Here is a 25,359-nt window from a genome sequence, read left to right as displayed (position 1 = left end):
GGCAGGTGTGTTGAATTTTCTGTAAATTCAGTGTCCGTCACCGGACCGTCTCCGTCAGCGCCCGACAGCGGTCGCCGCCGTCCTCCGCCAGCTGCAAAAAAGCCCGCACCCCTGCGGCAGCAGCGTTTTCGCCCAGCCATACGGAGGTATCTCCCCGCCGCGCGCTCACCCGCTGAAACAGCGTTTGGGCGGCGCCGGTGCTGTTGAGCCGGTACGACGAGCGATCCAGATCCGGCGTCAGGCAGAGGTAACCGGCCCGCTCCAGAGCGCCGCGTCCGTCCTCTCCGGCCAGATACACCATCCGGGTCTTGCCGCAGGTGGCCTGATAAAGCGCCTCGTTGCACCGGTGCACCTGCTCCAGCGGCTCCTCCCCGTCGGCCACAATGCCGATGGTCTGCCCCGTGGCGGCCATCCGCCGCAGCAGATCGCCCTCTTGGGTCAAAAGCGTCTCCGTACAGTAAAAGGCCGCCCGGGCGTCCCGCTGGTCCAGCGCGTCCAGAATTGCCTCCGTCGTCTCTGCGTCAGAGGCCAGGAAGCAAAGATACACACTCTTGCCGGGGAACGTCTCCTCCTCCGTCTCCTCCGGCACCGTGGGCACCGGCTGTTCACTCTGCGCCTCCTGGCTTTTGAGATACTGCTCATACCGGATCCGCAGCTGTGGTGAGGCGGCATCGGTGAATACAGAGGCCGTCAGGGTATAATCGGTCTCCCGCAGCCACACCAGCCACCCCCGGTCATCCCCGGAGAGGACGCTGGCGTTGGACACATTGGTAACCGAGTAGTTCAGCCCGAAAAAATCCGCCACCAGGGCCGCCGGCACGAAAACCACATCTCCCCGCTGCACGGCACCGGGGTAGTAGGTGTTGCCGTCGGTATCCTGGGCATAGGGCTTGGAGATGGGAAACTGCAGCGATTTTCCGGCGGTGTAGAGTACCAGCAGCTGCTTGCTCTGGTTGGGAATAAATCCGATCTCCAGTTCCTGATACACATCGCCGGCAAAGATGGTGCTGGGGATATAGAGATAGCCGTTGGACCAGAAGGGCATGGTCTCGTCATCGAGTGCCAGCACGCTGTCGTTCACCGCCATAAAATAGATGCTGCGCGCCGCAGCCGCCGTGGTCAGGGTGGACACCTGAAGCAGCATCCACACCGCCAGCACCAGCGCCGCCGCCTTTCGCTTCATGGGTCCACCTCCTTCCGGGCCTCTGTAAAACATTGTTATTGTGTTATTTTATCACGATTCCGGCGTGCTTGTAAAGCTGTCCAGTCCGTTCCAGACCTCCACACTGACGCCGGTATAGTAGTGGGTCAATATCTCCACATAGTCCGCTCCCTCCCGTGCCATGCGGTTGGCGCCGTACTGGCTCATGCCCACACCGTGCCCAAAGCCCGTAACGAAAAACACCAGCTTTCCGTCCTGCACCTCCCAGGTAAAGCAGGCTGATCGCAGTCCCAGAATGGTGCGCATGGCCGTTCCCTTGACGGTGACGCCGCCCACCTCCACGGTTTCCACACTGCCGGAGGCGTCTGTGACGGCGTTTTTCAGCCAGCCGGAGACGTCCCCCGTCAGATCTGCCTCAGGGTAGGAGCTGTGGATCTTCTCCCGGAATTCCTCCGGGGTAAACTCCGCGCGGCTGTAGTAGTTGGGGATCGTCTCGTCGTCCTCCGGCGAGTCCACCGGCTGTAAATAGGGCAGATCGCTGACCCAAACCTCCCCCGCCGCACGGGTCTGTCCCGCCGAGGAGGAGTGGAACACCGCCAGAATGGGTACGCCGCCATAGAGAATGGTCTGACCGTCGGTCTGGCGCACCGCCTCCTCCACCTTGGCCTCGTTCCCCGCCGCCGCGTCGCCCCAGTTTTCCATGGCGCGCTCCTCGCTGATGTAAGCCTGGCAGCAGGTGGAGTCCGTGCAGATATCGGCGCTGTCGCCGTGGTTGCCGCCGCTGAGGATTTTGTAGGCCGTGTAGGTCCGGGCAGCCACCGCCTGGGCCTTGAGCGCCTCCAGTTCAAAGGAGGCAGGCATCTCCGCCCGCACCACGCCCACCAGATAATCTCCCAGGGTCATCTCCTCCACCGTGTCTCCATTGAGCACCCGGAGTGTCACGGCCCCGTCCACCTCTCCAGGGACAAAGGGTTCCCGCTCCGTCTCGTCCACCGGCGTGTCGCCGGAGAACAGCTCCGTGCGGTAGGGGACGATCACCGCTAGCGGCAGCGCAAACAGCACCGCCGCCAGCACAATGGACACCGTCACGCTTCGGTGCAGCTGGGTACGTCGTTTCATGGGACTCCTCCTCTTTCGTTGCTTGGCAGGTTGTCCTTCCACTGTATGCCGCGGAGTCTGCAAACATGTGCCGCGCCGATGGACAAACCCGGCGCCGCGTGCTATACTGCTTTCAAAAACCTCGCCTGACGGCTTTTTCGAAAGGATTTTCCGCGATGAAACAACACATGCTCTGTCCTCTTGCCGCCCTGATCGGCGGCGTGCTGGCCGCCGGGCTGCGCCTGGCGCAAAACCGCACCGGCTTTGAAGCATCCACCGGACTGCCTGTTCCCGGAAACCTCTGGGGAATGCTGCTGATCTCGCTTTTGATCGTGCTGGCCGTGCTTTTCTTCTTGCTGGTCCGCTGCATTCCGCTCCGGGTGGATACCCCGCCGGCGCCCTCGTTCGCCGTGTCCTTTTCCACCACGCAGGCCGGCCTTCTGACCGTGACGGTGGCCGGCGTACTGCTGGTGGCCCTGTCCGGTGTGTGGGAGGCTGCCCTGGGCCTGGGCGTTCTGCCGGGCGGAGAGGATGCATCCTCCGCCGCAGGACGGCTGAGTCTGGTGCTGGGGGTCATGAGTCTGCTCTCCGCCGGCAGTCTCTTTTCCGCCGTAGTCGCCTGCCGCCGGGCCGGTGCTCACGAGGCGGACGCACCCGCCGCCCAGCCGGTCCGCGGAACGCTGCTGCTGGTGCCGGTGGTCTTCTGCGTCATCCGCCTGGTGGTGACCTACCGGGAAGACTCCATTGATCCGGCTCTTTCAGTCTATTACATCGAACTGCTGGCGCTGGTCTTCTTGACGCTGGCCTTTTACCGCCTCTCGTCCTTTGCCTTCCAGGCAGGACTCACCCGCCGGTTCGCCTTTTTTGCCATGGCGGCCATCGTTCTGTGCGCCGCCGTGCTGACGGACCCGCTGCCCCTGTGCACCCGGCTGTACTTCGCCGGCTGCGGCGTCTCCCTGCTGGGCTTTTTGCTGCTGCGGCTGGACTGCCTGCGCACCAAAAAGAAATGATCTCCGACAGCTTACCACAAAATCCGTCGGGATAAAAGTGATTTCGACACAGAGATTTATAAGGAACAGGGCCAGCCTTCCGGCTGGCCCTGTTCCTTATGTTTTGGAAGATTGGATGAAAAGAAGTTTTGTCTCTTGCAAGTATTAAGATACCGGATAGTTGTTAACCAAACCAGCATGATTTGTTACAAAAGTTTTAAATCCTGTTCTTTTCCTCCCTGCGCAGGCCGGAAAAGAATTCCGTCAGCATCTGCCGGCACTCCCCGGCCAGAATCCCGCCCACCAGAGCCGGCCGGTTGGGGAACTCCTCCATATAAAGATTGGTCACGCCGCCGCAGGCGCCCATGGCTGCGTCCCGGGTCCCGTACCACACCCGGGCAATGCGGGCATTGAGGATCGCCCCGGCGCACATGGGGCACGGCTCCAGCGTCACATACAGCTCACAGTCCTCCAGCCGCCAAGAGCCCAGGGCCTCGTTGGCCTGGGCAATGGCCTCCATCTCCGCGTGAGAGGCAGTGGACTGCTTCTCCTCCCTCCGGTTGCGGCCTCGACCCACGATTTGACCGTCCCGCACAATGACGCACCCTACCGGCACCTCTCCCGCCGCCGCAGCCTCCCGGGCCAGCTCCAGGGCCTGGCGCATGAAGTGTTCCTGCTGCTCCATCATGTTTTTTCCTCCGTTCCGGCATGAAACCTGGCATATTTGTCCAAACTTCCCGTAGAAATGAAATCAGGAGGGACTGCCATGAAATCCGTTCTCTATTCCAAAAAAAGCCCGCCCGACCCGGAACTGCTGCTGCTCAAGGAGGAGCTGCAGGCAGCCCAGGGGGAACTGTCCTTCGCTTACCGGCAGTTCGATCAGGCTCTGGCACCGGAGCTGATCGACTGCTGTATCTATGAAATCAACGCCGCCAAGGCCCGCTGTGACTATCTCATCCGCGCTATCAAGGAGCGGTGTCCCGGCGCGGCTGCCGCCGCGGCCCTGGAGGAGGATCGCGCATGGACCTGAACGAAAAAATCCTGGCCGCCCTTCTGGGCGGCTTCTTCCTCATTGCCCTGATCCGGGTATTCCGCGCGCCGCTGCGCCTGGCGGTGCGGCTGCTCTTCAACACAGCCCTGGGCTTTGCGGCCCTGTGGGGCCTCCGGATGACCGCCAGCGTTACCGGCATCACGCTGGGACTCAACCCGTGGAACGCGCTGGTCATCGGGATTCTGGGCCTGCCGGGCCTGGGCCTTTTGCTGCTGGCCCAGTGGGTATTGTAGCACCGCAAAAGTGCAGCGTGAGATTTCAAGAGTATTTACGAGATATTCAAAGAAAACAAGAGATTTACATAGGATAAATGAAATTGTCGTTGACAGATTCCGGCCCTGTGTGCTATAACTAATCATGCTCCGATTTTAACCCGGAGCTCTTGATTTGTAAAGCGATGCAAATATATATGTACGGAGGAAACACCATGTCCACTTTTATGGCAAACAAGGCCAACATTGAGCGTAAGTGGTACATCCTGGACGCTGCCGGCAAGCCCCTGGGCAAGACCGCTGTCCGGGCTGCCGACCTGCTGCGCGGCAAGACCAAGCCCACCTACACTCCCCACGCCGACTGCGGCGACAACGTCATCATCATCAACGCCGGCAAGGCTGTCCTCACCGGCAAGAAGGGCACCCAGAAGATCTATCGCACCCACTCCGGCTGGGTGGGCGGCCTGAAGGAGACCCCCTACCGCATCCTGATGCAGGAGAAGCCCGAAGTGGCCATGCGTGTGGCCATCCGCGGCATGATGCCCCGCAACACCGTCTCCAAGGATTCTCTCAAGCGCCTGCATATCTACGCTGACGCGAACTACGAGCAGCAGGCCCAGAAGCCCGTCGCTCTGGACGTAGAATAAGGAGGAGTAAGAGAATGTATCAGTCTAAGAAGCCCTATCTGTATGGTACCGGCCGCCGGAAGTCCTCCGTGGCCCGCGTCCATCTGTTCCCCAACGGCACCGGCTCCATCACCATCAACGGCCGTGACATCGACGAATACTTCGGCCTGGACACCCTGAAGATGGTGGTCCGTCAGCCCCTGGAGCTGACCGGCAACACCGGCAAGATGGATATCGTTGCTACCGTTACCGGCGGCGGCGTCTCCGGTCAGGCCGGCGCTCTGCGTCACGGCATCTCCCGCGCCCTGCTGCTGGCCAGCGAGGACAACCGCGCCATCCTGAAGAAGGCCGGTTTCCTGACCCGCGATCCTCGTATGAAGGAGCGCAAGAAGTACGGCCTCAAAGCCGCCCGTCGTGCGCCTCAGTTCAGCAAGCGCTGATTGTTCAATCTGGTTTTTCAAAAGGCCGCCCGATCGGGCGGCCTTTTTCCGTTTTCCCGCAATGACTCTGCGGGTCACAGAAAAAGCCCGCATGCTGAAGCATGCGGGCTTTTCTTATGTATAGGATTTTTCCACATTCACCACGGCGTAGTAGTTGCCGTCCAGGGTCCGCACGGCAGTCTTGATTTTGTTCGCCACCTCCTCGTCGCTGAGGCGGAACTTGAAGGGAACCACCGCGTCGAAAATCAAATTGGTGTGGGTGGGACCGGATACCATCCGGAAGTCGTGGATGTTGATTTCGTCATCGATGCAGTGCACCAGCGCAACCACCCGTTCCCGGGTTTCCTCGGTGATGCCGTCGTCGGTGACAATGGGGTCCATGTGAATCACCGCGTCGCAGCCCAGCTTTTCCCGCAGCTCCTTTTCCACATTGTCAATCTCGTCGTGGAGCTCCAGCACGTTCTCCGAAGCGGATACCTCCGCGTGCAGGGAGATCATTACCCGGCCGGGGCCGTAATCGTGGACAATCAGATCATGAATGCCCAAAATTCCCTTGTGGGCCATGACCAGCTGGCGGATCTGCTCTACAAACTCGTGGGCCGGCGGCGTGCCCAGCAGCGGATCCAGCGTCTCCTTGGCCGCCTGAATGCCGGACCACAGGATGAACACCGCCACCAGGATGCCGCACCAGCCGTCGATGTACAGATTCGTAAACCGTCCCACCAGCGTGGCAGCCAGCACGGCGGTGGTAGCCACGCTGTCGCTGAGAGAGTCCAGAGCCGTGGCCTCCATGGCGGGAGAGTCCAGCTTTTTGCCCAGGCGGTGATTATAGAGGAACATGTAGAGCTTGACGGCGATGGACGCGCACAAAATGGCGATTACCACGCCGCTGGAGTCCACCGGCGCCGGATGGAGAATCTTCTCCACAGAGGACTTGCCCAGCTCCACGCCCATCAACAAAATCAGCAGCGATACTGCCAGGCCGGACAGATACTCAATGCGTCCGTGGCCGAAGGGGTGGTTGGAGTCCGGCTTCTGCCCTGCCAGCTGGAAGCCCAGCAGCGTGACGAAGGACGACCCTGCGTCGGAGAGGTTGTTGAATGCGTCCGCCGTAATGGCGATGGAGCCGGAAAGCACACCGGCAAAGAACTTTCCGGTAAAGAGCAAAATGTTCAGCGCGATGCCCACCGCGCCGCAGAGGATGCCGTAAGCCTTGCGGGCTCCGGCTCCCTCCCGGTCCCGAATGAAAATCCGCGCAAGCAGCGTTACCATGGATTACACCTGCCCCTTTCCGCCGGGAATCACCAGACGCATATGGCAGCACAGGTCATCCAGATCCCGGTCCGTGGCGGCGGGAATCCGCAGTTTGGCGCCGCAGTCCCGGCAGATGAGATCCACAGCGGAACGGCGGATTTCCATGCCGTAGCGGTGACTGCCGCATCCGCAGGTGATGCCGTTGTCCCGGCCGGCGATCTCCTTGAGTTCAGAGAGCACCTCATACATGATGACATTGTCCACGAACGCTTCCGGATCGGCGTCGCCTTCCTGGCGTTTCTCCTTCTCCGCCAGGATGGCCAGCTCCCGCAGGTTTTTCTCCACGATTCCCTCCGAACCGATGAAGCAGCAAAACTGTTTGGTCTTGGCGCAGCCCAGGGCCGTGTCTCCCTGGATCACCCGCTCCGGCGGGCAGATCGCCTCATGGATCTGGCCGCAGATGCCGCAGGGCACATAGAGGTGGTACTTCTCCCCGTCGAACTCCACCTTCAGCGCAGATTTACCGCACTCGCACTCCACTTCCGCGTTGGACGCCTCCAGAGCGAACACGGACCGGGCGCCCATGACGGTCTTGCCGCACTCCGGGCAGAGATATCCAAATGTACGCATTTCCTCACTCATGATTACACCTCTTCCGGGAATTCTCAAATTTTCCATTAAGTTGTGATTATACCACGGTTTTTTCCCGTTGTACAGCGATTTTTAGAACATTAGGCCCCGCTAACCTCCTTGACAATCCCCATTTCCGCAGGATATGATGAGGATACAAAGGAGGCGATTCCATGGGACTGCTTTTGTTCTCGCTGGTCATCAACATCATCGTGTGCGTCTTCTGCGTCAAGCTGGGCGAGGAGAAGGGATACAGCGTTGTGCTCTGTCTGCTGGCCGGATTTTTCGGCGGCCTGCTGGCACTCATTGTCATCTTGCTGCTGCCGGACCAGAGCCAGTATCAGCAGGAGCTGGTTCAGGAGGCCAAGACCCACCAGCAGGAGGTGGATATCCTGAAGGCCCGTATCGCCCAGTTGGAAGCGCAGCAATCGCCCGCCCAGCCGGAAGCCGAAGACGCCGCCCCGGCGCCGGAGCCTGTTTCCGCCGCTCCCTGTGCTCCTGTAGTGTTCCGCCGCCGCACGGACGAGCTGATCACCTGCCCCCGCTGCGGCAAGCGCCAGCGGGGCAACCGGAATGCCTGTTACTCCTGTGAGTGTCCCTTTGAATACGAGGAGAATCCATAAACTTTCCTGAAAAAAGGAGGGCACGCAGTGCGTGCCCTCCTTTTTGTCGTTCTCTGCCGTCAGGCGGATTTGCGGCCATTGAGGATATCCATGAACTCCTCTCCGGTGATGGTTTCCTTTTCATAAAGGTACTTGGCAAGCTCGTCCAGCTTCTCCCGGTTTTCCATCAGAATGGACGCAGCTTTTTCGTGCTGGCGCTTCACCAGATCCACGACCTGCCGGTCAATCTCGGTCTGTGTCTCCATGGAGCAGGTCAGCGAGCTGTCGCCGCCCAGATACTGGTTGGTGACCGTCTCCATGGCCACCATGTCGAAGTCCTGGCTCATACCGTAGCGGGTAATCATGGACCGGGCCAGTTTGGTGGCCTGCTCGATGTCATTGGAGGCTCCGGTGGAGATGGTGCCGAACACCACTTCCTCCGCCGCCCGGCCGCCGGTATAGGTGGCAATCTTGTTTTCCAGCTCCTCTTTGGTCAGCAGGTAGTGGTTGCCCTCCTCCACCTGCATGGTATAGCCCAAGGCGCCGGAGGTACGGGGGATGATGGTAATTTTCTGCACAGGAGCCGAGTGGGTCTGCATAGCCGCCACCAGAGCGTGTCCGATCTCATGGTAGGACACGGTCCACTTTTCCTTGTCGGTCAAGATGGCGTTCTTCTTCTGATAGCCGGCAATGACCACCTCAATACTCTCCTCCAGGTCGGACTGGGTGGCATAGCGCCGCCCGTCCCGCACTGCCCGAAGGGCCGCCTCGTTGACGATGTTGGCAAGCTCCGCGCCGGAAGCACCGGAGGCCATACGGGCGATCTTGTTGAAGTCCACGTCCTCAGCCACTTTGATCTTCTTGGCATGGACCTTCAAAATCTCCTCCCGGCCCCGGAGGTCTGGCAGCTCCACCGGCACCCGGCGGTCAAACCGGCCGGGGCGGGTCAATGCCGGGTCCAGGGATTCGGGCCGGTTGGTGGCAGCCAGAATAATGACGCCGTTGTTGCCCTCGAATCCATCCATTTCCGTAAGCAGCTGGTTGAGGGTCTGCTCCCGCTCGTCGTTGCCGCCCAGCTGGCCGTCCCGTTTTTTGCCGATGGCGTCGATCTCATCAATAAAGACAATGCACGGCGCCTTTTCCTTGGCCTGCTTGAAAAGATCCCGCACCTTGGACGCGCCCATACCCACAAACATCTCCACAAACTCCGATCCGGAGATGGAGAAAAACGGGACGGCGGCCTCGCCGGCTACGGCTTTGGCCAGCATGGTCTTGCCGGTACCCGGAGGACCCACCAGCAGGATGCCCTTGGGCATGGAAGCGCCGATCTCCTTGTACTTGGCGGGATTGTGCAGATATTCCACAATTTCCTTCAGGCTCTCTTTGGCCTCGTCCTCACCGGCCACGTCGGAAAACTTGATGCCCTCGGAGGACTTGACATAGATTTTCGCGTTGGACTTGCCGAAGCCAAAAGACATGGCGTTGGCTCCGCCTGCCCGGTCCATGAGCTTTTTGGACATGAACTGACCAATGGCGATGAAGACTAGCAACGGCAAAATCCACGTCAGCAGGAAAGACAAAATGGGGGACTCCTGCTGGATCTCCTGGCCGTAGAACGGAACATTTGCCGCGTGGAGCCGCTCCGTCAGTTCCGGGTCATCCACCATGGCGGTCTTGTAAATCGTCGTCTCGTCCTTGTTGGTAAACAGGATCCGGTTCTCCTGATCCTGAATCTCTGCCCGGCCGACCTCCCCGTCCTCCGTCATGGACATGAACGTGCCGTAATCCACCTCGATAATCTGCCGTTCGGCAAGGCGCGGCAGCGCCAGCAGGTTGAACAGCATCAGGACCAAGAGAATGATGCCGTAATAGTAAAGCAATGGTTTTTTCGGTCGTTTTACCTCATTCATGTTCGTCTGTCTCTCCTTTTTTCCGCTCCAGCCGGGCCTGCAGCTCCATGGCGGAAAGTGCCGCCATTAAAGAGTAGCGCATGGCCAGCGTGGCAAAATCAATGGCGTACTCGGCGTAGAGCGTCACAGCCTCCGCCTGACGTTCCTCCCCGTCTGCTGCCGCAGCTTCTACCCGCTCTTTCAGGATGCGCTCCATCCGCTGTCCGTACTCCCGCTGTACATCTGCCAACTGCCCCACCGCCTTGAGCCGGCAGCCCCTGGCTGCCTGTTCCAGCAGCAGCTGCTGCTCGTCGTACTCGTCCCGAAGCCGCTCCAGAGTCCGATGAAGCTGCTCCGGGTCCTTCTCCTGAGAAAGCTGAATCCGACTTTGCAGCCGCCCGTATTCCCGCTCCAGTTCACACAGCTTCACCGCAAAAATTCCGTTTGACAATTCCATTTGTTCTCCTCCTCTTTCTGCGGTTCGTCTGCTTTTCTTATACCAGCATTGCCGCCTCCGCACCACTGTCAATCTTTCCGCTGTGTATAGACAAAGTCCCGAAAGTGTCAAAAATTCTTACACTTCCGGGACTTTGTCCAGATATTTGATTGAAGTTGCGCCGCTGGATACCGCAGTTTATGCGTCCGCGCCCTTCCCGGGCGCTCCCTGGGGACGCAGGGAAATCTCCCCGGTCAGCAGACGAAGCATCTGGTCGGCCAGAACATCCACATCCAGGTGCCGGTTTTCCAGCCCGGAGAGCATCATGCCCACCAGTCCGCAGGAGTAAAAGCACAGTGCAGCCTCCACGTCCCCGGAGGAGAGATTAATTTCCGGCACTTTGATCAAAAGCATTTCCCGCAGATAGGTACCTACCGCCTTAATCAGCAGCTGCTCGATTTCCCGGCTGCGTTGGGAGGAAAGCAGCTGCCGGATCTGGTCCCGCCGCTGCACAGCCTCCCGAACCACGCCCCGGATGGCGTCCCGGTTGGTAGGCGCCGTCAGACTGCTCTCAATGGCCTGCCGGAGGGACTGCTGCTGGTTCCACTCCACTACATCCATGATGTCCTGGAAGTGATAGTAAAACGTCTGCCTGCTGATTCCGCAGGCATCCACCAGTTCCTTCACGGTGATCTTGTCCAGCGGTTTACTGCGCAGCATCTGGCTGAGCGTCTCTGCGATTTTGGATTTCATATCAATGGGCATGGCGTTTTCCTCAAGCGGTTCTCGAATTCCATAGTGAAATATACAGGCGATATTTTATCAAAATTCGTCTTTTTTGTCCAGCAAAACTCCGTCCGACCAGCATGCCGTCAGGCCTCGCGCAGTTTCTGGCAGTACTGGGTGCAGAGCTTGTCCGTGCACGCCGAACATTGCAGTGCCGCGTTGGAGTGGTCCCAGAACCGCTCAGGATACATCATAACACAAAGTTCCCACACCAGCCAGGCCGCCGCAGACATGATGACAAGCGACGCGGCATAAAAGCCTCCCGCAAAAATCAGCGGAGAAAACATCATCAGGTGATCCCAATTGAAAATCCGGCAGGTAGTGCAGCACCGGTTCTTCATAATCAGCCGGAACGGGCACCAGATGAGTACGCAGATCAGATCACAGACATAAAACAGCACTGAGATCATAAAGAGAACGATCTTGTCGATCACATGAGAATAATACAGTCCCCCGATGACCGCAATCAATCCGCACCAAAGGAAAAACACCTTATATGCACCCTTTGTGGTGGATACGATGTAGCTTCGCAGCGCCTCGTAATTGATCTTCTCCCGGATCGGCCGGAACCGGTTGGCAAAGAGCTTCTGGGAACCCAGGGGTACCTTGTTTTTGACGGGAATGATCTGCAGCACCATATCCACGGTCCATACAACCCACAGGAGGTGGAGCGGAGAGAGCTCTTTGAAAAAGTTGAACCCGTCCAGCACGGAGAATACATCCTGCCGGAACATGTACAGATACACGCAAATCAGGAAAATCACGCAGCGCCCCACCAAGCGGGCAATGTACCGTTTTCTTGTTGTGGACATCTTATCCTTCTTTCTCTCTGGAGGACCCGGAGGCCGCTGTCAGCCGCCCTCCATGCATGGGACCGCGCTCTTCCGGCGCACACGGTTCTGCGCCGAAAACAGTCCAACAGTTCAAAGTATAATACATTTTTACGGCAGCACACAAGAGAAAATCCTCTCTTTCCGCAGATTTTGTCCGAAAATACCGGCCATTGCTGCCCTATGGAGTTCATCTAGGCAGAAAAGGCACGGCCTATAAGGCCGTGCCTTTTTTGGTGCGCCTGAAGGGACTCGAACCCACACGCATCGCTGCACGAGAACCTAAATCTCGCATGTCTACCAATTCCATCACAGGCGCATATGAGCGGCGGGGAACCCGTGCCGCTGTTTTGTTTTAGTGGGCATAAAATTCGTCGGGTGTTTTTGCCATGGGGAGGGCCCTTTTTACCTGCTTCGAAAAGTCTGGCTTGCAGATCAGGACCCAAGCGTACCCATCATAGCAAATCAGCTCCAGCTGGGTCAATGGCGTCTGGAAACAATATTTCGGCGAACCAAAATTTTTAATCTCCCAGCAGGGCTCATAATTCCAGACTTCGCAGGACTGCGTACCTTTTGGAACTGCGGAGAGCACGCCGCCCAGCAAGAAACGGATGCAGCCCGCTGACAAATGCGCGGTCAGCTCTGTGCCGCCCATCAGCAATCCTGTCCACTGCCAGCGCCTGCGCACTTCCTCCGGGCAGTTTTCCGTGTACCAAAGATCGTGGTCGGTAATGAACCAGTCATACTGGTGCTGCAGATCCCCCAATGCCGAAAAAATGTCCAGCAGATCATGTTTCAGTTCTTGCCGGGCAATCATCCAGAAGTCCATATAGAATCCTTTCACTGAGGTGACGGCACCTAAATCTCGCATGTCTGCCAATTCCATCACAGGCGCAGATTTTCCGCCGGTTTTCCGGCAGGTTTCAGTTTGAACTATAGTATAACATGTTCCTCGCCCCCGGACAACAGGAAATTGTACGCCTGCGTCAAGTGCTCCTGTTCCATCCGCACAAAAAAAGCTTGACCTTCCTGCCCAGGGATTGTATTCTCTCCTTACAAGTCACCAAACCGTCCCCGGAAGAAAGGAAGGTTCCCCCATGGTTTCAATAAAAAAGCGCAGCCTCTCATTGCTGCTGGCACTGCTGCTTATTCTGTGTCTGCCCTCCACAGCGCTGGCCGCCCAGCAGGCCCAGCCCGCAGAGATCACTCTGGAGGAAGCGGCCGTATCTGCCGCATTGGCCGCCCGGGAGTACAGCGGTGCTGTCAGCGTCCAATACGCCCTGTGGCAGGACGGTGAGATCGTCCTGACCGGCAGCAGCGGTGTCTACTCCAAAACGGAAAACCGCGCTCTCACAGACGACATTCTCTACGGCATCGGCTCCGTCAGCAAGATCTACACCACCGTAGCCGTCATGCAGCTGGCGGAGGAGGGAAGGGTCTCGCTGGACGCCCCCGTTACCCGCTACCTGCCCCAGTTCCGCATGGCGGATGAGCGGTACCGGGACATTACCGTGCGGATGCTGCTCAACCACTCCTCCGGATTGATGGGCAGCGGCCTGGCTGGTGCCGTGCTGTTTGACGACGCGGACGACTCCTCCGTGGAAAATCTGCTTGAGACGCTCTCCACCCAGCGCCTGGTGGCCGATCCCGGCGCGTACAGCGTCTACTGCAACGACGGCTTCACCCTGGCTCAGCTGATTGTGGAGGCTGTCAGCGGTCAGCCGTTCATGGACTACGTGGGAAAAAACATCCTTGCTCCCGCCGGTCTGGAGAGCACCTTTGCTCCCGGCAGTGACTTTGACACCAGCCGTCTGGCCAAGACCTACTCCGGCAGCGACCCCCGCGCCCTTCCTCAGGACTGCCTCAACGCCGTGGGCGCCGGCGGCATGTACGCCTCCGCCTCCGATCTTGCCGCTTTCGGCGGTGCTCTGACGGAAAACAGCCTGCTGTCCGCCTCCTCCCGCAAGGCCATGGCCCAGCCGGAATATGCCCGGGGCATCTGGCCGGAGGACACGCTGGATCTGCTCAGCTACGGCCTGGGCTGGGACTGCATCTCCCTGTTTCCCTTCTCCCAAAACGGCATCCAGGCCCTGGCCAAGGGCGGCGACACCCTGCGCTACCACGCGGAGCTGATCGTCCTGCCGGAGCAGCACATGGCTGCCGCCGTGCTCTCCTCGGGCGGCTCGTCCTCCTATGATGAGCTGGCAGCCGTTCAGATTCTGGTACAGGCCCTCCGGCAAAAGGGCATTGCGGTGGACGAGACGGTCCCCGCCCTGCCAGACGCCCAGCCCGCCGCCATGCCGGCGGAGCTGACAGAGCTTTCCGGGTATTACGGCGCCACCGCCGCACAGTACCGGGCGGACATCTCCGCCGACGGCAAACTGACGTTGTCCTATCTGAATTACCCCGACATGCCGGCTCAGGAGTTCTTCTACTACTCCGACGGCACCTTCCGGGACGCCTCCAATCTTTCCCTGCTGGCCCTGGTGACCGAGTCCAACAGCCAGACTTATCTCTATCAGAAGGGATTCGGCGTGCTGCCCGGTCTGGGGACCATGCCCATCAGCAACTATGCCGCCGTCCGGATGCCGGAAAACGAGGTTTCCCCCGCAGTCCAGGGCACCTGGGACGCCATGGCTGTCACCAGCTTTCTGCCTTTGACAGAGCCCTATTCCTCCCAGGTCTATCTCTCCATCACGGAGACCCCGGCCCAGGCCATATCGTCCGCTCCCGGCTATGTGGGCCCCGATCAGATTGTGGACGAGACCTCCGCCCGCTATAACCTCCAGCTGCCGGGTACCGGCGGCCGGGACGGCTATGACATGACCGTCTATGAGGAAAACGGGAATACGTACCTCACCTCCGGGGCCAGTGTGTATCTGGCCCAGGAGGACGCCCCCGCCCTCTTTACCGGCTCCGGCTGGTCTTACAGCACCATCCAGTCCGACGGCTATGCCCGCTGGTACCAGATCGGCGCAAACGCCGAAGGGAAGGCCATGACCGTCCAGATACCTGAGGGCGGCAGCTTCTGGGTCTACAATCCCCAGGGTCAGCTGACTGCCTCCTCTGTCCTGTGGGGCGACACCAAAGCGCCTCTGGAGCAGGGCGGTCTGGTGGTATTTGCCGGCCAGAGCGGCAGCCGCTTCCATCTCTCCTTTGCCTCCTGATCCTGTCCACAAGCAAAACACCGCGGCGCGCCGATGCGTGCCGCGGTGTTTGTTTATCGTTCCGAGTGTGCCCAGGACTGCGGGCTGTTATAGGGCTTATAGGTGGAGGTGAGCACTTTTTCGAAAATCCGCGCCTCCGGATCTTCGATCCGCCGCAGAATCTGCTCCCCGGCGGCCTGGCCCAGCTCCTCCACCGGCTGGACAATGGAGTCCATCTGGTTGTCATAGAGCTGGTAGATACTGGAATCGTAGTCCACAAAGCTCACCAGGTCGATATCCTGCGCCAGGCGAATGCCGTTTTTGTGCAGATATACGATGGTCTCAGCACCCATGAGGCCCTGGCAGACAATGATGGCGTCGCAGTGGCAGGCCAGAAGCTCGTCCAGGCAGGTGTGGGCGCTGTCCTCCATGGAGTTTCCGTAGCGGATCAATGACTCGTCCTCCGGCAGTCCGCAGTCCGCCACCGCCTGCTGATAGGCGGAAATCCGCTCCCGGGTGGTGGATAGGCGGGGCAGTCCGCCGATGATGCCGATGCGGCGGGCCCCCTTGCCCGCCAGGCGGCAGACACTGCGGTAAATGGGCCGGAAGTTGGACACGCACACAGAGGAGTACTTCTTCACATCAAAGGTGCGGTCCACCAGCACCACGGGGAAGCCCGCCGGAATCAGCGCGTCCAGCCGGGAAAAATCGTCCATGGTACTGGCGATGAGCAGCCCGTCCACCAGCCCGGCGGAGAGCAGGCGGATGTTGGTCTCCTCCCGCTCCATGTCCTCTTTGGTATTGGCAATGATAAGGTGGTACCCGTGCTGAGCCAGGCACGTCTCCACCGACTCGATCATGGTGGCGAAGAACTTGTTGGCAATATCCGGCACGATGAAGCCCACGGTCTTTTTCTTTCCCGTCCGGAAGCTCCGGGCAGAGGCATCCGGCGTGTAGCCCAGCTCCGCAATGGCCTGGTACACCTTTTCCTTAGTTTCTGCGGAGACATAGCGGGTATTATTGATGGTGTGGGACACAGTGGCGGTGGAGACCCCCGCCAGCTTGGCCACGTCACTGATGGTCACTTTCATTGGCGTTTCCCTCTTGCGTAATCGGTTTTAGCCTTGCGTAATCAATTTTCCCCCACAGTATATGACAGCCCCCCTCTGTACGTCAAGCACTTTTCACTATATTTCGTCATTTCTTTATGGAAAAGGCCCCTGTTTTTATCAGAAATCACAATTTATGCATCCGATTGTTATTTGAAATGACAGTTGCCAAACCCAATCCGGTGTGATAGTATACTCCTGTAAAACGATTAAGCAAAACGTTTACGCAAACGTTTCGACGGCACATTCTGTTCCGTCATTATGAAAGGAGTCTATTGACTATGAAAACCAAGATCGGCATCAATGGCTTTGGCCGGATCGGCCGCCTCGTGTTCCGCGCCGCCCTCAACCGTGAGGATGTTGAGGTTGTGGGTGTGAACGATCCCTTCATGAACCCTGAATATATGGCTTACATGCTCAAGTACGACAGCGTGCACGGCAAGTTCCCCGGCGAGGTTTCCTCCGAGGACGGCGCCCTGGTCGTCAACGGCAAGAAGTATCCCGTATTCACCGCCATGGAGGTCAAGGACATTCCCTGGGCCAGCGTGGGTGCCGAGTATATCTGCGAGTGCACCGGCAAGCACCTGACCAAGGAGCTGTGCCAGGGCCACATTGAAGCCGGCGCCAAGCACGTCATTATGGGCGCTCCTTCCAAGGACGATACCCCCATGTTCGTCATGGGCGTCAACAACACCAAGTACACCTCCGACATGACTTTCGTGTCCAACGCCTCCTGCACCACCAACTGCCTGGCTCCCATCGCCAAGGTTCTCAATGACAACTTCGGCATTGTGGAAGGTCTGATGACCACGGTCCACTCCGTCACCCCCACCCAGAAGCTGCTGGACGGCGCTTCCCTGAAGGATTGGCGCGGCGGCCGTGCTGCTACCGGCAACATCATCCCCTCCTCCACCGGCGCCGCCAAGGCCGTGGGCAAGGTTATCCCCGAGCTCAACGGCAAGCTGACCGGTATGTCCATGCGTGTTCCCACCCTGGACGTGTCCGTGGTGGACCTGACTGCCAAGCTGGCCAAGCCCGCTACCTATGAGCAGATCTGCGAGGCCATGAAGGCCGCTTCCGAGGGCGAGCTGAAGGGCGTTCTGGGCTACACCGACGAGGATGTGGTCTCCTCCGACTTCCTGGGCGATCCCCGCACCTCCATCTTCGACAAGAAGGCCGGCATCGCCCTGACCGACACCTTTGTGAAGGTGGTTTCCTGGTACGACAACGAGTGCGGCTACTCCAACAAGATGGTGGATCTGATCCGCTACATGTCCTCCGTGGATCACAAGTAATTTCCCATTCGGATTTCTCCCATAAAAAACGCCTGCCCGGCTGTGCCGGGCAGGCGTTCTTTTTTTACAGTAAGCAAAGCTTGGCAGTCCAATCCATAACACAACCCCCCATTCGCTCCAACGACGAATGGGGGGCTCACTCATTGATTGGATTGTCCAATGGTCGCTACCTCACACTTTCTTCTGGATTTACCGCTCGACGCTTGGGGTAATAAAACGTTGAACTCTGGTTTCCTGCCAATCCATAAAACATCCGGTTACACGCAGTCATCGCCTTGGTTACTACCAAAACCTTACTCGTGTTGCTCATCATAGTGAGGTGTGTTTCGTCTTTGGGTTTTGCCGGAGTACGCAGTCTGCAAATTTTTTTGACAGCCGAACGGTATTTGAATATTTAGGATTCTCTTGGAATCTCTGAGCTTGCTAGCCCATGGGACTCACTCCTTTCCTGTGTCTATAATGTACAACACTTTCCCGCTTTTGTCAATGAGTTTTATGCAATTTTACATTTTGCCTAAAAGCAAATCGATTCGCTTTGCTATTGTGCACAAGTGTCCTTTTCCAGTGGACACACTTCGTAGAAAAAGCGTGCCAGGGATAGCTCCTCTCGCTGCCAGAACGCCTCCAGCAAAGCAGCTGTGTTGTCTTCACTGTGCTCGATCTCCCGGCAGAATCGGCGCAGCGCCTCTCCCAGGCCGCCGCATACCGCTGCCAGGCGCTCCACCGTCAGCACTGCCAGCACGCACAGCTCTGCCCGGCCCAGCAGATCGCCGTCGTTGACGGCCTTGAGCAGATGATGAAATACAAAATAGCAGGCGATCCGCTCCATCAGAGCCTCATCCGCCCGCTCCGGCTCGACTTTCTCCGCCCGACGCAGCAGTGCCCGCCAATCCGCATCCAACGCCTCCAGTTGCCGCAGCACAGCCCATACGCCCGGAAAAATTCCCTCATTCTCTTCGCATCGCAGTGCCTGCGGAACCCACGTCTGCGCAAGACGCTTCAACTCTTCCGTCTGCTCTGTCTCCAGCAGATCCTGGGCTTGCCAGGCCAAAAGCAAAATTTCCGACAACCGGCAGCGCAGCAGTTTTGTCCGGTCTTGCAGCAGCGCCAGCATCCGGTCCCGCAGGGGAACCAGCCAGACAAGCCATGCATCCCCCGGCTCTGCGGGCGCTTCGTCCTCCCTCTCCGGGAACGTCAGTGCCTCCCGACTGCCCAGCAGCAACTCGTTCGCCGCCGGACAGGATGCACTGAGCGTAATCTCCCGGAAAGATCCATACTCCTCAATGAAACGGGGATGCGACCGGCAGGTGACGGAAGTAGCCGCCTCCCCCAGCTGCAAGTGGATCTCGCAGAGGTTTTCCCCGTTGAGAAACGGGCACCTGCCGCCGGAGAGCGGAAAGCAGAAGTCTCCCTCCTCGTCGGTCTGAATAGCAGTCCGCAGCCGGTCCCCCAGCGGGCCGGGTACGCCGGAATACCGACGGACCGTTTCCTCGTCCAGCACAACCTCCCATCCGGCGCAGCAGGTGTGAGGGCACGCCCCCGCCAAGCAGTGAAATCGATCAAGATAATCCGGCACCCGTGTCAGCATAGACGCTCCTCCCCGCCCCGGCGTCCGCCGCGGCGTTTGTTGGTAAAACAACATACAAGTTCTTTCTATTGTACGATACTAAGGTCAGAAAAACAAGATACCCGGTTTAAGATGGGAAAAAGGAGAAACACTATATGGTAAGACGAATCATTGAAATCGACCAGGAAAAGTGCAACGGCTGCGGCGCCTGCGCGGCGGCCTGCCACGAGGGAGCCATCGGCATGGTGGACGGAAAGGCCCGCCTGCTGCGGGACGACTACTGCGACGGTCTGGGCGACTGCCTGCCCACCTGCCCCACCGGTGCCATCACCTTCGTGGAGCGGGAGGCGGCTGCCTACGATGAGGCTGCCGTTCAGGCAAAGAAGGCGGCTGCCTGCTCCGGGGGCTGTCCCGGCAGCGCCACCCGGACGCTGCATCCGGCCCCTGCGGCACCGGCGGCACCGGGGACTGAAGGCCCCGTATCCCGCCTGATGCAGTGGCCGGTGCAGATCAAGCTGCTGCCGGTGGAGGCGCCCTTCTACCAGGGAGCCAAGCTGCTGATTGCCGCGGACTGCACCGCCTTCTCCCGGGCCGACTTTCACGAGCGCTTCATGCGCGGGCGCATCACCCTCATCGGCTGCCCCAAGCTGGACGAGGGGGATTACGCTGAAAAGCTGACGGAGATCCTGCGCCGCAACGACATCCGGGAAGTACTGGTGGTGCGCATGGAGGTGCCCTGCTGCGGCGGTATTCAGCGTGCCGCGGAGACAGCGCTGCAAAGAAGCGGAAAGTTCATTCCCTGGCAGGTGGTCACCCTCGGCCGGGATGGAAATATTTTGGACTGATCAGATCAGAAAGGAGCCTTTACAATGAAAGCCATTGTCAATGATTCCTGCATCGGCTGCGGCCTGTGCGCGGGTACCTGCCCGCTGGTATTCACCATGGGCGAAGATGGCCTGGCCCACGGCGGCGACGTGCCTGCCAATCAGGAGCCCTCCGCCCAGGAGGCCCGGGACGGCTGCCCTGTAGGCGCCATCTCTCTGGAGGAGTAAGCGGAAAAATCCCGCCGGAGGCAATTGCCTCCGGCGGGATTTTTGATATTCAGTTCCAGCCACGCAGCTGTGACATCCGTCAGCGGATGGACTGCGCATGGGCGCCGCTGCGCCGTTTTTCTTCGTACATCCGGCGGTCCGCCTGGTCCAGCATGGCCATCAGGAACGAGCGCTCCGCCAAAAACTGATCGGTGTAGGCATAGCCGAAATCCGCCGGCAGCACCGGCTGGAGCGCCTGCCGCAGATCCTCCACCTTCCGCTGGACCACCATCTCTTCGCAGTCGGTCAAAATCACCACGAACTCATCGCCGCCGAAGCGGATTACCGAGTCCTGTGCACGCACGTGGCCCCGCAAAACAGCGGCCACCTCCTCCAGCACCTGATCTCCGGCCAGATGTCCCCGGGTATCGTTGACCTCCTTGAACTGGCGCAGATCCAGCAAAATGAGCCCCACCTTCAGGGGCTGATGCTCCAGGCTCCGGTGGAGGAAGGAAAACTCATTGAGATACCGGCGGTTGAAGGCACGGGTCAGCTCGTCCCGGTAGAGCTTGCTTTGCAGCTCCTCCAGCCGGTCGGCCACCGTCCTCCCGTCCTCACGCTCCTTGAGCAGCTGGTCGGACACATGACTGACAATCTCCAGCACCGCCCGCCGTTCTCCCTCTGGCAGCACCAGCGTCATGGGCTGGGAAACCACATAGAACACGTCATTGCGGATAAATTCATATTTCGTTCTCCGGCACTCACCCATCAGCGCCTGCAGACTGGTGCAGTTCCGGCAGCGGCACGTCTTGTTCCAGGCGGAAAAACAGGTATACGGCTCCTCTGCGATCTGTCCTCCGTCCAGCAGCCGCAGCACCTTGGTATGCACCGGGTCCACCAGCCGCACCACGTCGAAAAGCGGTGTCAGGCACCGGATCATCTGCTCGATATCATAAAGAGAATAGCGGGTAGGCTGCTCCATACGCTCCCCCTCCACCGTGGGAATCCCCCAGAGTGTGTTATGCCCATTATAATGCCCCTGCCGCAAAAAGGCAAGTATATGGAGCAGCCATTATTTTCCTCACGTATTGTCGGGACTGATAGGCTCCCGGGTGAGCAGCCGCCGCAGAGCCTTGCCGTTGAAAGGAATCAACGGATAGAGATAGCCCTTGCCCACCAGGGGCTTGGTGGTAGCCAGCAGCACCAGAATGCCCAGAACGCCCAGCACAAATCCCCATACGTCAAAGGCCGCCGTCACCAGCAGCAGCGCCACCCGCAGCAGCTTGAAGGCATAGCCCATCTCATAGCTGGGCTGGGCAAAGCTGGCCACGGACACAAAGGACATATAGACCAGTACCTCCGGCCCCAGCCAGCCGGCCTGAACAGCAAAGTCTCCCAGAATCAAAGCGCCCAGCATGGAAAAGGAGTTGGACAGGGAATCCGGCGTATTGAGGGACGCCAGCTTGAGAACATCCACCAGGAACTCCACCACCATCAGCTGCCACAAAAGGCCCAGTGCCGCCGGCTCCGGCGAAGAGAGAAAATTCAGCCAGTCCGGCAGCCGCCCCGGCTCACTGACCATCAGATACCAAGCAGGCGTAATGAGCAGGGAGATCACAAACACCACAATCCGCAAAAGCCGCAGATAGGAGCCCACCAGCGGGGGAAAGTAAAACTCATTTGCCTCCTGCGTAAAGTCGAAAAACGTGGTGGGCAGGATCATCACCGACGGGGAGTTGTCCACCAGTACCACAATATTTCCCTCCATAATACTGGCGGCGGCGCTGTCCGGCCGCTCCGTATAGCGTACCTTCGGGAACGGGTTGTACCACTGCTTGGGCCGGATGGCCTCCGCCACGCTCTCTTGTCCCATGGACAGCGAATTGACGCGGATGGAGGTGAGCTTTTTCCGCACCTCCTCCAGAAGGCCCCGGTCCACCTTGTCCTCCAGGTAGCACAGTATCGTGTCCGTCTGGGAGCGGGTCCCCACCTTCACACTCTCCATGGTGAGCTTCGGGTCCCGAATCCGGCGGCGCAGCAGGGCCATATTGGGTACCACCGCCTCGATGAAGCCGTCGTGAGAGCCACGGAGCACCTTGCCGTCCGCTGGCTCGGACACCCCGCGTCCCGGGTAGTCCTTGGCATCCATCAGCGCCGCGCCCTCCAGGCCGTCCACCAGCAGCAGCGTCTTGCCCAGCAGCACGGAGCTGACAATCTCCTGCCGGTCCACGCTCACCCCCGTCTCCGAGAAGGTAATAAACCGGTCGGCAAACTCCTGCATCTGGGTGAGCCCCTCCAGTTCCGAGGGAGGCAGCCGAAGCCAGAACGCTCCCATGCGCTCCAATATGGCGTCCCGGCCGTAGCCGTCGATCACCCACAGCCGGCTCCGCCGGCCGCCGATCAAAAAGTCCCGGCTGACCACATCGCAGCTGCGGCCTACCCCCAGCTCCCGGTCAAACCAGCGGACATTGTCCATGTATTGCTCTGCAATCAATTCCATAGGCCACCTCCAACATGCACCGCTAGTATGTGCCATGGAGCGCGGCATATCCCTTTGCCCTGCCGTTTTCAATACAATTCGTTATATTTTTTCAGAATATGACAAAAAGGACGACTGCATACGCAGTCGTCCCTGCTGTTTTCACGCTGTTTCCCCCGCCGGAGGCAGCGGCGGAAAAGAAAGGGTAAAGGAAGATCCCTTGCCGAGCTCGCTTTCCAGGGAGACAGTGGCACCCAGATAAGCAGCGCCGTGCTTGACGATGGAAAGGCCCAGCCCTGTCCCGCCGCTGGAGTGGCTCTTGTCCACCCGATAGAACCGCTCGAACACCCGCTCCCGGGCCTCCGGCGCAATGCCGATGCCTGTGTCGGCCACCGTGACCCGGGCCCCCTGAGGCGTATCGGTGACGGTGACGGTCACACTGCCACCGGGACGGTTATAGGCGATGGCATTGTCCCAGAGATTGTAGAGGATCTCCTCCACAATCTGGGGCACACCCCGCACCAGGGCGGAGCCGCCCCGCAGCTCCATGGTGACCCCCTTTTTCTCCGCCGCCTGCTGAAGCTGGGCGGAAATGGCCTGAGCCTGGCGGTAAAGGTCCACGGTCTCCCAGGTACCGGCGGGGCCTCCCTCATCCAGGCGGGAGAGCTTGATGATATCATTGACCAGGCCGATGAGCCGCTGGGCCTCCCGGTGGATATTTCCCGCAAAGTGCGGAATGTCCGCCGGCTTTACCAGACCGCCGGCCATAATCTCCGCCGTACCCAGGATGGAGGTCAGCGGCGTCTTCAGCTCATGGGACACATTGGCGGTAAATTCCCGCCGCAGCTGCTCCCGGCGCTCCTTCTCCGTCACATCCAGGACCACCACCACCGCGCCGGCCAGAGCGCCGTCCTGCTCCACAGGGCTGGCGATGATCTGACGGCAGCTGTCCTCCTTTTCCAGCAGCTGCTCCGTGCGCTTGCCGGCCAGGGCGCCCTCCACACACCGGCGGAAGCCGCTCTCCCGGTTGAGGACATAAATGCTCTCCCCCTCCTGGGGTGGCTCGGCGTACAAAAGCCGCAGGGCGCTGGAGTTGTAAGTAAGTACCCGGGTCTCCTGGTCAATCACCAAGAAGCCCTCGCTCATATTTTCCGTAATAGCCGTGAACTCCTCCTGCCGACGCTTGAGATCCACCATCTGCCGCTGGATCTGGCGGTTCTGGCTGCGGATCTTGCCCAGCAGCGGCGCAAGCTCCTCGTAAGTGCTGTCGGCGTCTGGGGCGCTGAGATCAATGGCGTTGATGGGCTGCACCAGCTGCCGGGATACCCGGCTCGCCAGCCAAAACGCCAGCAGCAGGGCCAGCAGCATCACAAACGCCACCGGCTGCATGGCCTGGAGCACCAGGGCCCACACGGAGTACTGGATATCCGACACCCGCAGCACCGTCCCGTCCGTCAGCCGCACGGCATAGTAGAGCGTCTTCTGGGCCAGGGTGTCGGAATAGCGGGAGGCGCTGCCCTTTCCCGTTTCCAGCGCCTGGCGGATCTCCTGACGCTGGGCGTGGTTTTCCATTTCCGCAGGGTCCTCCCAGTTGTCAAAGAGCACGGTGCCGTCGCTGTCCACCCAGGTGACCCGGCTGCCCGCCGGCAGCCCCTGGGACAAATAGCGCATCCCATCCAGCTCCACACCGTGGGCCACATACGCCGTCCGGGATTCCAGCTCTGCCAGCATCCGGCTTTGGAAGTACCCGTGGAGCACGCCCACGATGAGCACCAGGCACCCGCACAGCACCGCCACGGACACCGCCAGAATGGAGCGGAAAATGCGTCTTGTCATGGCCGTTTCTCCTTACTCTCCGGAAATCTTGTATCCGTAGCCCCGGACGGTCTCCACATAGGCGCCGGCGGAGCCCAGCTTCTGGCGCAGCGTCCGTACATGCACATCCACCGTGCGGCTCTCCCCTGTAAAGGCGTAGCCCCATACATTTTCGATCAGCTGCTCCCGGGAGAGCACCTGGCCCCGGTTCTTCAGCAGCAGGCACAGCACCTCGAACTCCTTCTGGGTCAGGGCCACCGGCTTGTCCCCCACGGTGACTGTGTGCTGGCCCGGGTCCACCGTCAGCTCGCCGCAGCGATAGACGCCGCTGTCCGACTCCGTCCGCCGCAGCAGCGCCCGGATGCGGGAGAGCAGCTCCATCATGCCGAAGGGCTTGGCAATATAGTCGTCCGCGCCGCCGTCCAGACCCATGACCTTATCGTACTCGGTGCTCTTGGCCGTCAGCATGATGACCGGCAGCTTCTGTGTGCGGGCGGAGGAGCGAAGCTTTTTCAAAACGCTCATGCCGTCCTCCTCCGGCAGCATGATATCCAGCAGCACCAGCCGGGGCATCGCCTCCTCCATGCCGGCCCAGAACGCGGAGGGACGGTCGAAGCCCCGGGCCTCCATGCCCTGGCTTATGAGCGTGTAGATGACAAAGTCCCGGATGCTGTCATCGTCTTCCAGTAAGTAGATCATCGGGTTTCCTCCTTGTTCTGCGTATCCGGCCTCAGATCAGCTGCTGTTCGTTGATCATCAGTTTGAACTGCATGCCCAGCTTCTCCGCCGCCTTGCGGCAGAGAATCATGCGCTGCATGAAAATCTCAAAGTAATCCATAATGGAGCCGTATTTGGTATCCACGGACAGCTTCAGCTTGATGAGGGTATGCTCCTCGTTGATCTTGAGCTGGG

At 59.6% G+C, this 25,359-nt stretch carries 26 protein-coding genes, 1 tRNA gene and 1 pseudogene; 10 read left to right on the top strand and 18 right to left on the bottom strand.

The window, feature by feature from the left end; genetic code table 11:
* Window positions 1-37 precede the first annotated feature (37 nt).
* Together QZS13_RS05615 and spoIID are read right to left on the bottom strand one after the other, a co-directional pair.
* On the bottom strand, window positions 38-1,183 hold the full coding sequence (locus QZS13_RS05615; protein WP_295586678.1) for a polysaccharide deacetylase family protein: 1,146 nt from the start codon (window positions 1,181-1,183) through the stop codon (window positions 38-40).
* A 51-nt stretch (window positions 1,184-1,234) separates the two neighbouring features.
* On the bottom strand, window positions 1,235-2,281 hold the full coding sequence (gene spoIID, locus QZS13_RS05610) for a stage II sporulation protein D (protein WP_295586676.1): 1,047 nt from the start codon (window positions 2,279-2,281) through the stop codon (window positions 1,235-1,237).
* Window positions 2,282-2,436: 155 nt separating this feature from the next.
* Between spoIID and QZS13_RS05605 the strand changes: the two genes are divergently transcribed.
* Window positions 2,437-3,270 carry a hypothetical protein gene (locus tag QZS13_RS05605; protein WP_295586672.1) on the top strand — a complete coding sequence of 278 codons (834 nt, stop codon included), beginning with the start codon at window positions 2,437-2,439 and terminating at the stop codon, window positions 3,268-3,270.
* A gap of 196 nt (window positions 3,271-3,466) precedes the next feature.
* Here the strand turns inward: QZS13_RS05605 and QZS13_RS05600 are convergent, their stop codons facing one another.
* Window positions 3,467-3,934, bottom strand: a complete 468-nt coding sequence (locus tag QZS13_RS05600) for a nucleoside deaminase (RefSeq protein WP_295586728.1) — start codon at window positions 3,932-3,934, stop codon at window positions 3,467-3,469.
* Window positions 3,935-4,015: 81 nt separating this feature from the next.
* Here QZS13_RS05600 and QZS13_RS05595 point away from each other — a divergent pair, with 81 nt between their 5' ends.
* The 4 genes from QZS13_RS05595 to rpsI all read left to right on the top strand — a co-directional run bounded on the left by QZS13_RS05595 (window position 4,016) and on the right by rpsI (window position 5,578).
* On the top strand, window positions 4,016-4,279 hold the full coding sequence (locus QZS13_RS05595; RefSeq protein ID WP_295586668.1) for a DUF2508 family protein: 264 nt from the start codon (window positions 4,016-4,018) through the stop codon (window positions 4,277-4,279).
* Window positions 4,270-4,533: a pro-sigmaK processing inhibitor BofA family protein gene (locus QZS13_RS05590; protein WP_295586666.1), complete on the top strand. Its 264-nt coding sequence runs from the start codon at window positions 4,270-4,272 to the stop codon at window positions 4,531-4,533. Before QZS13_RS05595 ends, QZS13_RS05590 begins: the two co-directional genes overlap by 10 nt.
* 194 nt (window positions 4,534-4,727) lie before the next feature.
* Window positions 4,728-5,159 (top strand): 50S ribosomal protein L13, encoded by a 432-nt coding sequence (gene rplM, locus QZS13_RS05585; RefSeq protein WP_295586663.1) that lies wholly within the window; start codon window positions 4,728-4,730, stop codon window positions 5,157-5,159.
* A 14-nt stretch (window positions 5,160-5,173) separates the two neighbouring features.
* Window positions 5,174-5,578 carry a 30S ribosomal protein S9 gene (gene rpsI / locus QZS13_RS05580; RefSeq protein WP_295586660.1) on the top strand — a complete coding sequence of 135 codons (405 nt, stop codon included), beginning with the start codon at window positions 5,174-5,176 and terminating at the stop codon, window positions 5,576-5,578.
* Window positions 5,579-5,692: 114 nt separating this feature from the next.
* Here rpsI and QZS13_RS05575 read toward each other — a convergent pair whose 3' ends face one another.
* Together QZS13_RS05575 and QZS13_RS05570 are read right to left on the bottom strand one after the other, a co-directional pair.
* Window positions 5,693-6,850 (bottom strand): cation diffusion facilitator family transporter, encoded by a 1,158-nt coding sequence (locus tag QZS13_RS05575; protein WP_295586657.1) that lies wholly within the window; start codon window positions 6,848-6,850, stop codon window positions 5,693-5,695.
* A gap of 3 nt (window positions 6,851-6,853) precedes the next feature.
* Entirely contained in the window at window positions 6,854-7,474 is a 621-nt protein-coding gene (locus QZS13_RS05570; protein ID WP_295586629.1) for a hypothetical protein, read from the bottom strand.
* A 161-nt stretch (window positions 7,475-7,635) separates the two neighbouring features.
* Here QZS13_RS05570 and QZS13_RS05565 point away from each other — a divergent pair, with 161 nt between their 5' ends.
* A complete protein-coding gene (locus QZS13_RS05565; RefSeq protein ID WP_295586625.1) occupies window positions 7,636-8,085 on the top strand; it encodes a hypothetical protein in 450 nt (149 codons plus the stop codon).
* 59 nt (window positions 8,086-8,144) lie between these two features.
* Here the strand turns inward: QZS13_RS05565 and ftsH are convergent, their stop codons facing one another.
* The 6 genes from ftsH to QZS13_RS05535 all read right to left on the bottom strand — a co-directional run bounded on the left by ftsH (window position 8,145) and on the right by QZS13_RS05535 (window position 12,894).
* A complete protein-coding gene (gene ftsH, locus QZS13_RS05560) occupies window positions 8,145-9,974 on the bottom strand; it encodes an ATP-dependent zinc metalloprotease FtsH (RefSeq protein ID WP_295586622.1) in 1,830 nt (609 codons plus the stop codon).
* On the bottom strand, window positions 9,967-10,410 hold the full coding sequence (locus QZS13_RS05555; protein ID WP_295586619.1) for a hypothetical protein: 444 nt from the start codon (window positions 10,408-10,410) through the stop codon (window positions 9,967-9,969). Before QZS13_RS05555 ends, ftsH begins: the two co-directional genes overlap by 8 nt.
* Window positions 10,411-10,587: 177 nt before the next feature.
* Window positions 10,588-11,154 (bottom strand): TetR family transcriptional regulator, encoded by a 567-nt coding sequence (locus QZS13_RS05550; protein WP_295586616.1) that lies wholly within the window; start codon window positions 11,152-11,154, stop codon window positions 10,588-10,590.
* A gap of 107 nt (window positions 11,155-11,261) precedes the next feature.
* On the bottom strand, window positions 11,262-11,987 hold the full coding sequence (locus QZS13_RS05545; RefSeq protein ID WP_295586613.1) for a hypothetical protein: 726 nt from the start codon (window positions 11,985-11,987) through the stop codon (window positions 11,262-11,264).
* A 252-nt stretch (window positions 11,988-12,239) separates the two neighbouring features.
* Window positions 12,240-12,324, bottom strand: a tRNA-Leu gene (locus QZS13_RS05540).
* 36 nt (window positions 12,325-12,360) lie between these two features.
* Complete coding sequence (locus QZS13_RS05535; RefSeq protein ID WP_295586610.1) at window positions 12,361-12,894, bottom strand: hypothetical protein; 534 nt, start codon at window positions 12,892-12,894, stop codon at window positions 12,361-12,363.
* Between the two features lie 208 nt (window positions 12,895-13,102).
* Between QZS13_RS05535 and QZS13_RS05530 the strand changes: the two genes are divergently transcribed.
* Entirely contained in the window at window positions 13,103-15,172 is a 2,070-nt protein-coding gene (locus tag QZS13_RS05530) for a serine hydrolase (protein WP_295586607.1), read from the top strand.
* Between the two features lie 53 nt (window positions 15,173-15,225).
* Here the strand turns inward: QZS13_RS05530 and QZS13_RS05525 are convergent, their stop codons facing one another.
* Complete coding sequence (locus tag QZS13_RS05525; protein WP_295586604.1) at window positions 15,226-16,242, bottom strand: LacI family DNA-binding transcriptional regulator; 1,017 nt, start codon at window positions 16,240-16,242, stop codon at window positions 15,226-15,228.
* Window positions 16,243-16,541: 299 nt separating this feature from the next.
* Here QZS13_RS05525 and gap point away from each other — a divergent pair, with 299 nt between their 5' ends.
* A complete protein-coding gene (gap, locus tag QZS13_RS05520) occupies window positions 16,542-17,555 on the top strand; it encodes a type I glyceraldehyde-3-phosphate dehydrogenase (protein ID WP_295586601.1) in 1,014 nt (337 codons plus the stop codon).
* 538 nt (window positions 17,556-18,093) lie between these two features.
* Here gap and fliB read toward each other — a convergent pair.
* A complete protein-coding gene (gene fliB / locus QZS13_RS05515) occupies window positions 18,094-19,143 on the bottom strand; it encodes a flagellin lysine-N-methylase (RefSeq protein WP_295586598.1) in 1,050 nt (349 codons plus the stop codon).
* A 134-nt stretch (window positions 19,144-19,277) separates the two neighbouring features.
* Between fliB and QZS13_RS05510 the strand changes: the two genes are divergently transcribed.
* Window positions 19,278-19,967: an ATP-binding protein gene (locus QZS13_RS05510; RefSeq protein ID WP_295586595.1), complete on the top strand. Its 690-nt coding sequence runs from the start codon at window positions 19,278-19,280 to the stop codon at window positions 19,965-19,967.
* Between the two features lie 24 nt (window positions 19,968-19,991).
* Window positions 19,992-20,174, top strand: a complete 183-nt coding sequence (locus QZS13_RS05505) for a ferredoxin (protein WP_295586592.1) — start codon at window positions 19,992-19,994, stop codon at window positions 20,172-20,174.
* A gap of 79 nt (window positions 20,175-20,253) precedes the next feature.
* Here the strand turns inward: QZS13_RS05505 and QZS13_RS05500 are convergent, their stop codons facing one another.
* The 5 genes and pseudogenes from QZS13_RS05500 to QZS13_RS05480 form a co-directional block, all read right to left on the bottom strand.
* On the bottom strand, window positions 20,254-21,135 hold the full coding sequence (locus QZS13_RS05500; RefSeq protein ID WP_295586590.1) for a GGDEF domain-containing protein: 882 nt from the start codon (window positions 21,133-21,135) through the stop codon (window positions 20,254-20,256).
* Window positions 21,136-21,234: 99 nt separating this feature from the next.
* Entirely contained in the window at window positions 21,235-22,653 is a 1,419-nt protein-coding gene (locus QZS13_RS05495) for a spore germination protein (protein ID WP_295586586.1), read from the bottom strand.
* A 141-nt stretch (window positions 22,654-22,794) separates the two neighbouring features.
* Window positions 22,795-24,468 carry an ATP-binding protein gene (locus tag QZS13_RS05490; RefSeq protein WP_295586583.1) on the bottom strand — a complete coding sequence of 558 codons (1,674 nt, stop codon included), beginning with the start codon at window positions 24,466-24,468 and terminating at the stop codon, window positions 22,795-22,797.
* 12 nt (window positions 24,469-24,480) lie between these two features.
* Window positions 24,481-25,146 carry a response regulator transcription factor gene (locus QZS13_RS05485; protein ID WP_295586575.1) on the bottom strand — a complete coding sequence of 222 codons (666 nt, stop codon included), beginning with the start codon at window positions 25,144-25,146 and terminating at the stop codon, window positions 24,481-24,483.
* A gap of 31 nt (window positions 25,147-25,177) precedes the next feature.
* Window positions 25,178-25,359: pseudogene (locus QZS13_RS05480) on the bottom strand (phosphohydrolase); the annotation flags it as partial.

Source organism: uncultured Oscillibacter sp., from assembly GCF_900546705.1.
Lineage (GTDB): Bacteria > Bacillota > Clostridia > Oscillospirales > Oscillospiraceae > Oscillibacter.
Note: the sequence above shows the minus strand (reverse complement) of the source record. Positions and strands in the feature narration are given on the sequence as shown.

Bases quoted from the DNA above. Each gene is read 5' to 3' on its own strand.
- QZS13_RS05510 (WP_295586595.1), top strand. From the start codon at position 19,278: ATGGTAAGACGAATCATTGAAATCGACCAGGAAAAGTGCAACGGCTGC.
- QZS13_RS05565 (WP_295586625.1), top strand. From the start codon at position 7,636: ATGGGACTGCTTTTGTTCTCGCTGGTCATCAACATCATCGTGTGCGTC.
- gap (WP_295586601.1), top strand. From the start codon at position 16,542: ATGAAAACCAAGATCGGCATCAATGGCTTTGGCCGGATCGGCCGCCTC.
- QZS13_RS05505 (WP_295586592.1), top strand. From the start codon at position 19,992: ATGAAAGCCATTGTCAATGATTCCTGCATCGGCTGCGGCCTGTGCGCG.
- QZS13_RS05525 (WP_295586604.1), bottom strand. From the start codon at position 16,242: ATGAAAGTGACCATCAGTGACGTGGCCAAGCTGGCGGGGGTCTCCACC.
- QZS13_RS05590 (WP_295586666.1), top strand. From the start codon at position 4,270: ATGGACCTGAACGAAAAAATCCTGGCCGCCCTTCTGGGCGGCTTCTTC.
- QZS13_RS05555 (WP_295586619.1), bottom strand. From the start codon at position 10,410: ATGGAATTGTCAAACGGAATTTTTGCGGTGAAGCTGTGTGAACTGGAG.
- fliB (WP_295586598.1), bottom strand. From the start codon at position 19,143: ATGCTGACACGGGTGCCGGATTATCTTGATCGATTTCACTGCTTGGCG.
- QZS13_RS05605 (WP_295586672.1), top strand. From the start codon at position 2,437: ATGAAACAACACATGCTCTGTCCTCTTGCCGCCCTGATCGGCGGCGTG.
- QZS13_RS05575 (WP_295586657.1), bottom strand. From the start codon at position 6,850: ATGGTAACGCTGCTTGCGCGGATTTTCATTCGGGACCGGGAGGGAGCC.
- ftsH (WP_295586622.1), bottom strand. From the start codon at position 9,974: ATGAATGAGGTAAAACGACCGAAAAAACCATTGCTTTACTATTACGGC.
- QZS13_RS05600 (WP_295586728.1), bottom strand. From the start codon at position 3,934: ATGGAGCAGCAGGAACACTTCATGCGCCAGGCCCTGGAGCTGGCCCGG.
- QZS13_RS05615 (WP_295586678.1), bottom strand. From the start codon at position 1,183: ATGAAGCGAAAGGCGGCGGCGCTGGTGCTGGCGGTGTGGATGCTGCTT.
- QZS13_RS05500 (WP_295586590.1), bottom strand. From the start codon at position 21,135: ATGGAGCAGCCTACCCGCTATTCTCTTTATGATATCGAGCAGATGATC.
- QZS13_RS05550 (WP_295586616.1), bottom strand. From the start codon at position 11,154: ATGCCCATTGATATGAAATCCAAAATCGCAGAGACGCTCAGCCAGATG.
- spoIID (WP_295586676.1), bottom strand. From the start codon at position 2,281: ATGAAACGACGTACCCAGCTGCACCGAAGCGTGACGGTGTCCATTGTG.
- QZS13_RS05545 (WP_295586613.1), bottom strand. From the start codon at position 11,987: ATGTCCACAACAAGAAAACGGTACATTGCCCGCTTGGTGGGGCGCTGC.
- rpsI (WP_295586660.1), top strand. From the start codon at position 5,174: ATGTATCAGTCTAAGAAGCCCTATCTGTATGGTACCGGCCGCCGGAAG.
- QZS13_RS05495 (WP_295586586.1), bottom strand. From the start codon at position 22,653: ATGGAATTGATTGCAGAGCAATACATGGACAATGTCCGCTGGTTTGAC.
- QZS13_RS05490 (WP_295586583.1), bottom strand. From the start codon at position 24,468: ATGACAAGACGCATTTTCCGCTCCATTCTGGCGGTGTCCGTGGCGGTG.
- QZS13_RS05570 (WP_295586629.1), bottom strand. From the start codon at position 7,474: ATGAGTGAGGAAATGCGTACATTTGGATATCTCTGCCCGGAGTGCGGC.
- QZS13_RS05595 (WP_295586668.1), top strand. From the start codon at position 4,016: ATGAAATCCGTTCTCTATTCCAAAAAAAGCCCGCCCGACCCGGAACTG.
- QZS13_RS05485 (WP_295586575.1), bottom strand. From the start codon at position 25,146: ATGATCTACTTACTGGAAGACGATGACAGCATCCGGGACTTTGTCATC.
- rplM (WP_295586663.1), top strand. From the start codon at position 4,728: ATGTCCACTTTTATGGCAAACAAGGCCAACATTGAGCGTAAGTGGTAC.
- QZS13_RS05530 (WP_295586607.1), top strand. From the start codon at position 13,103: ATGGTTTCAATAAAAAAGCGCAGCCTCTCATTGCTGCTGGCACTGCTG.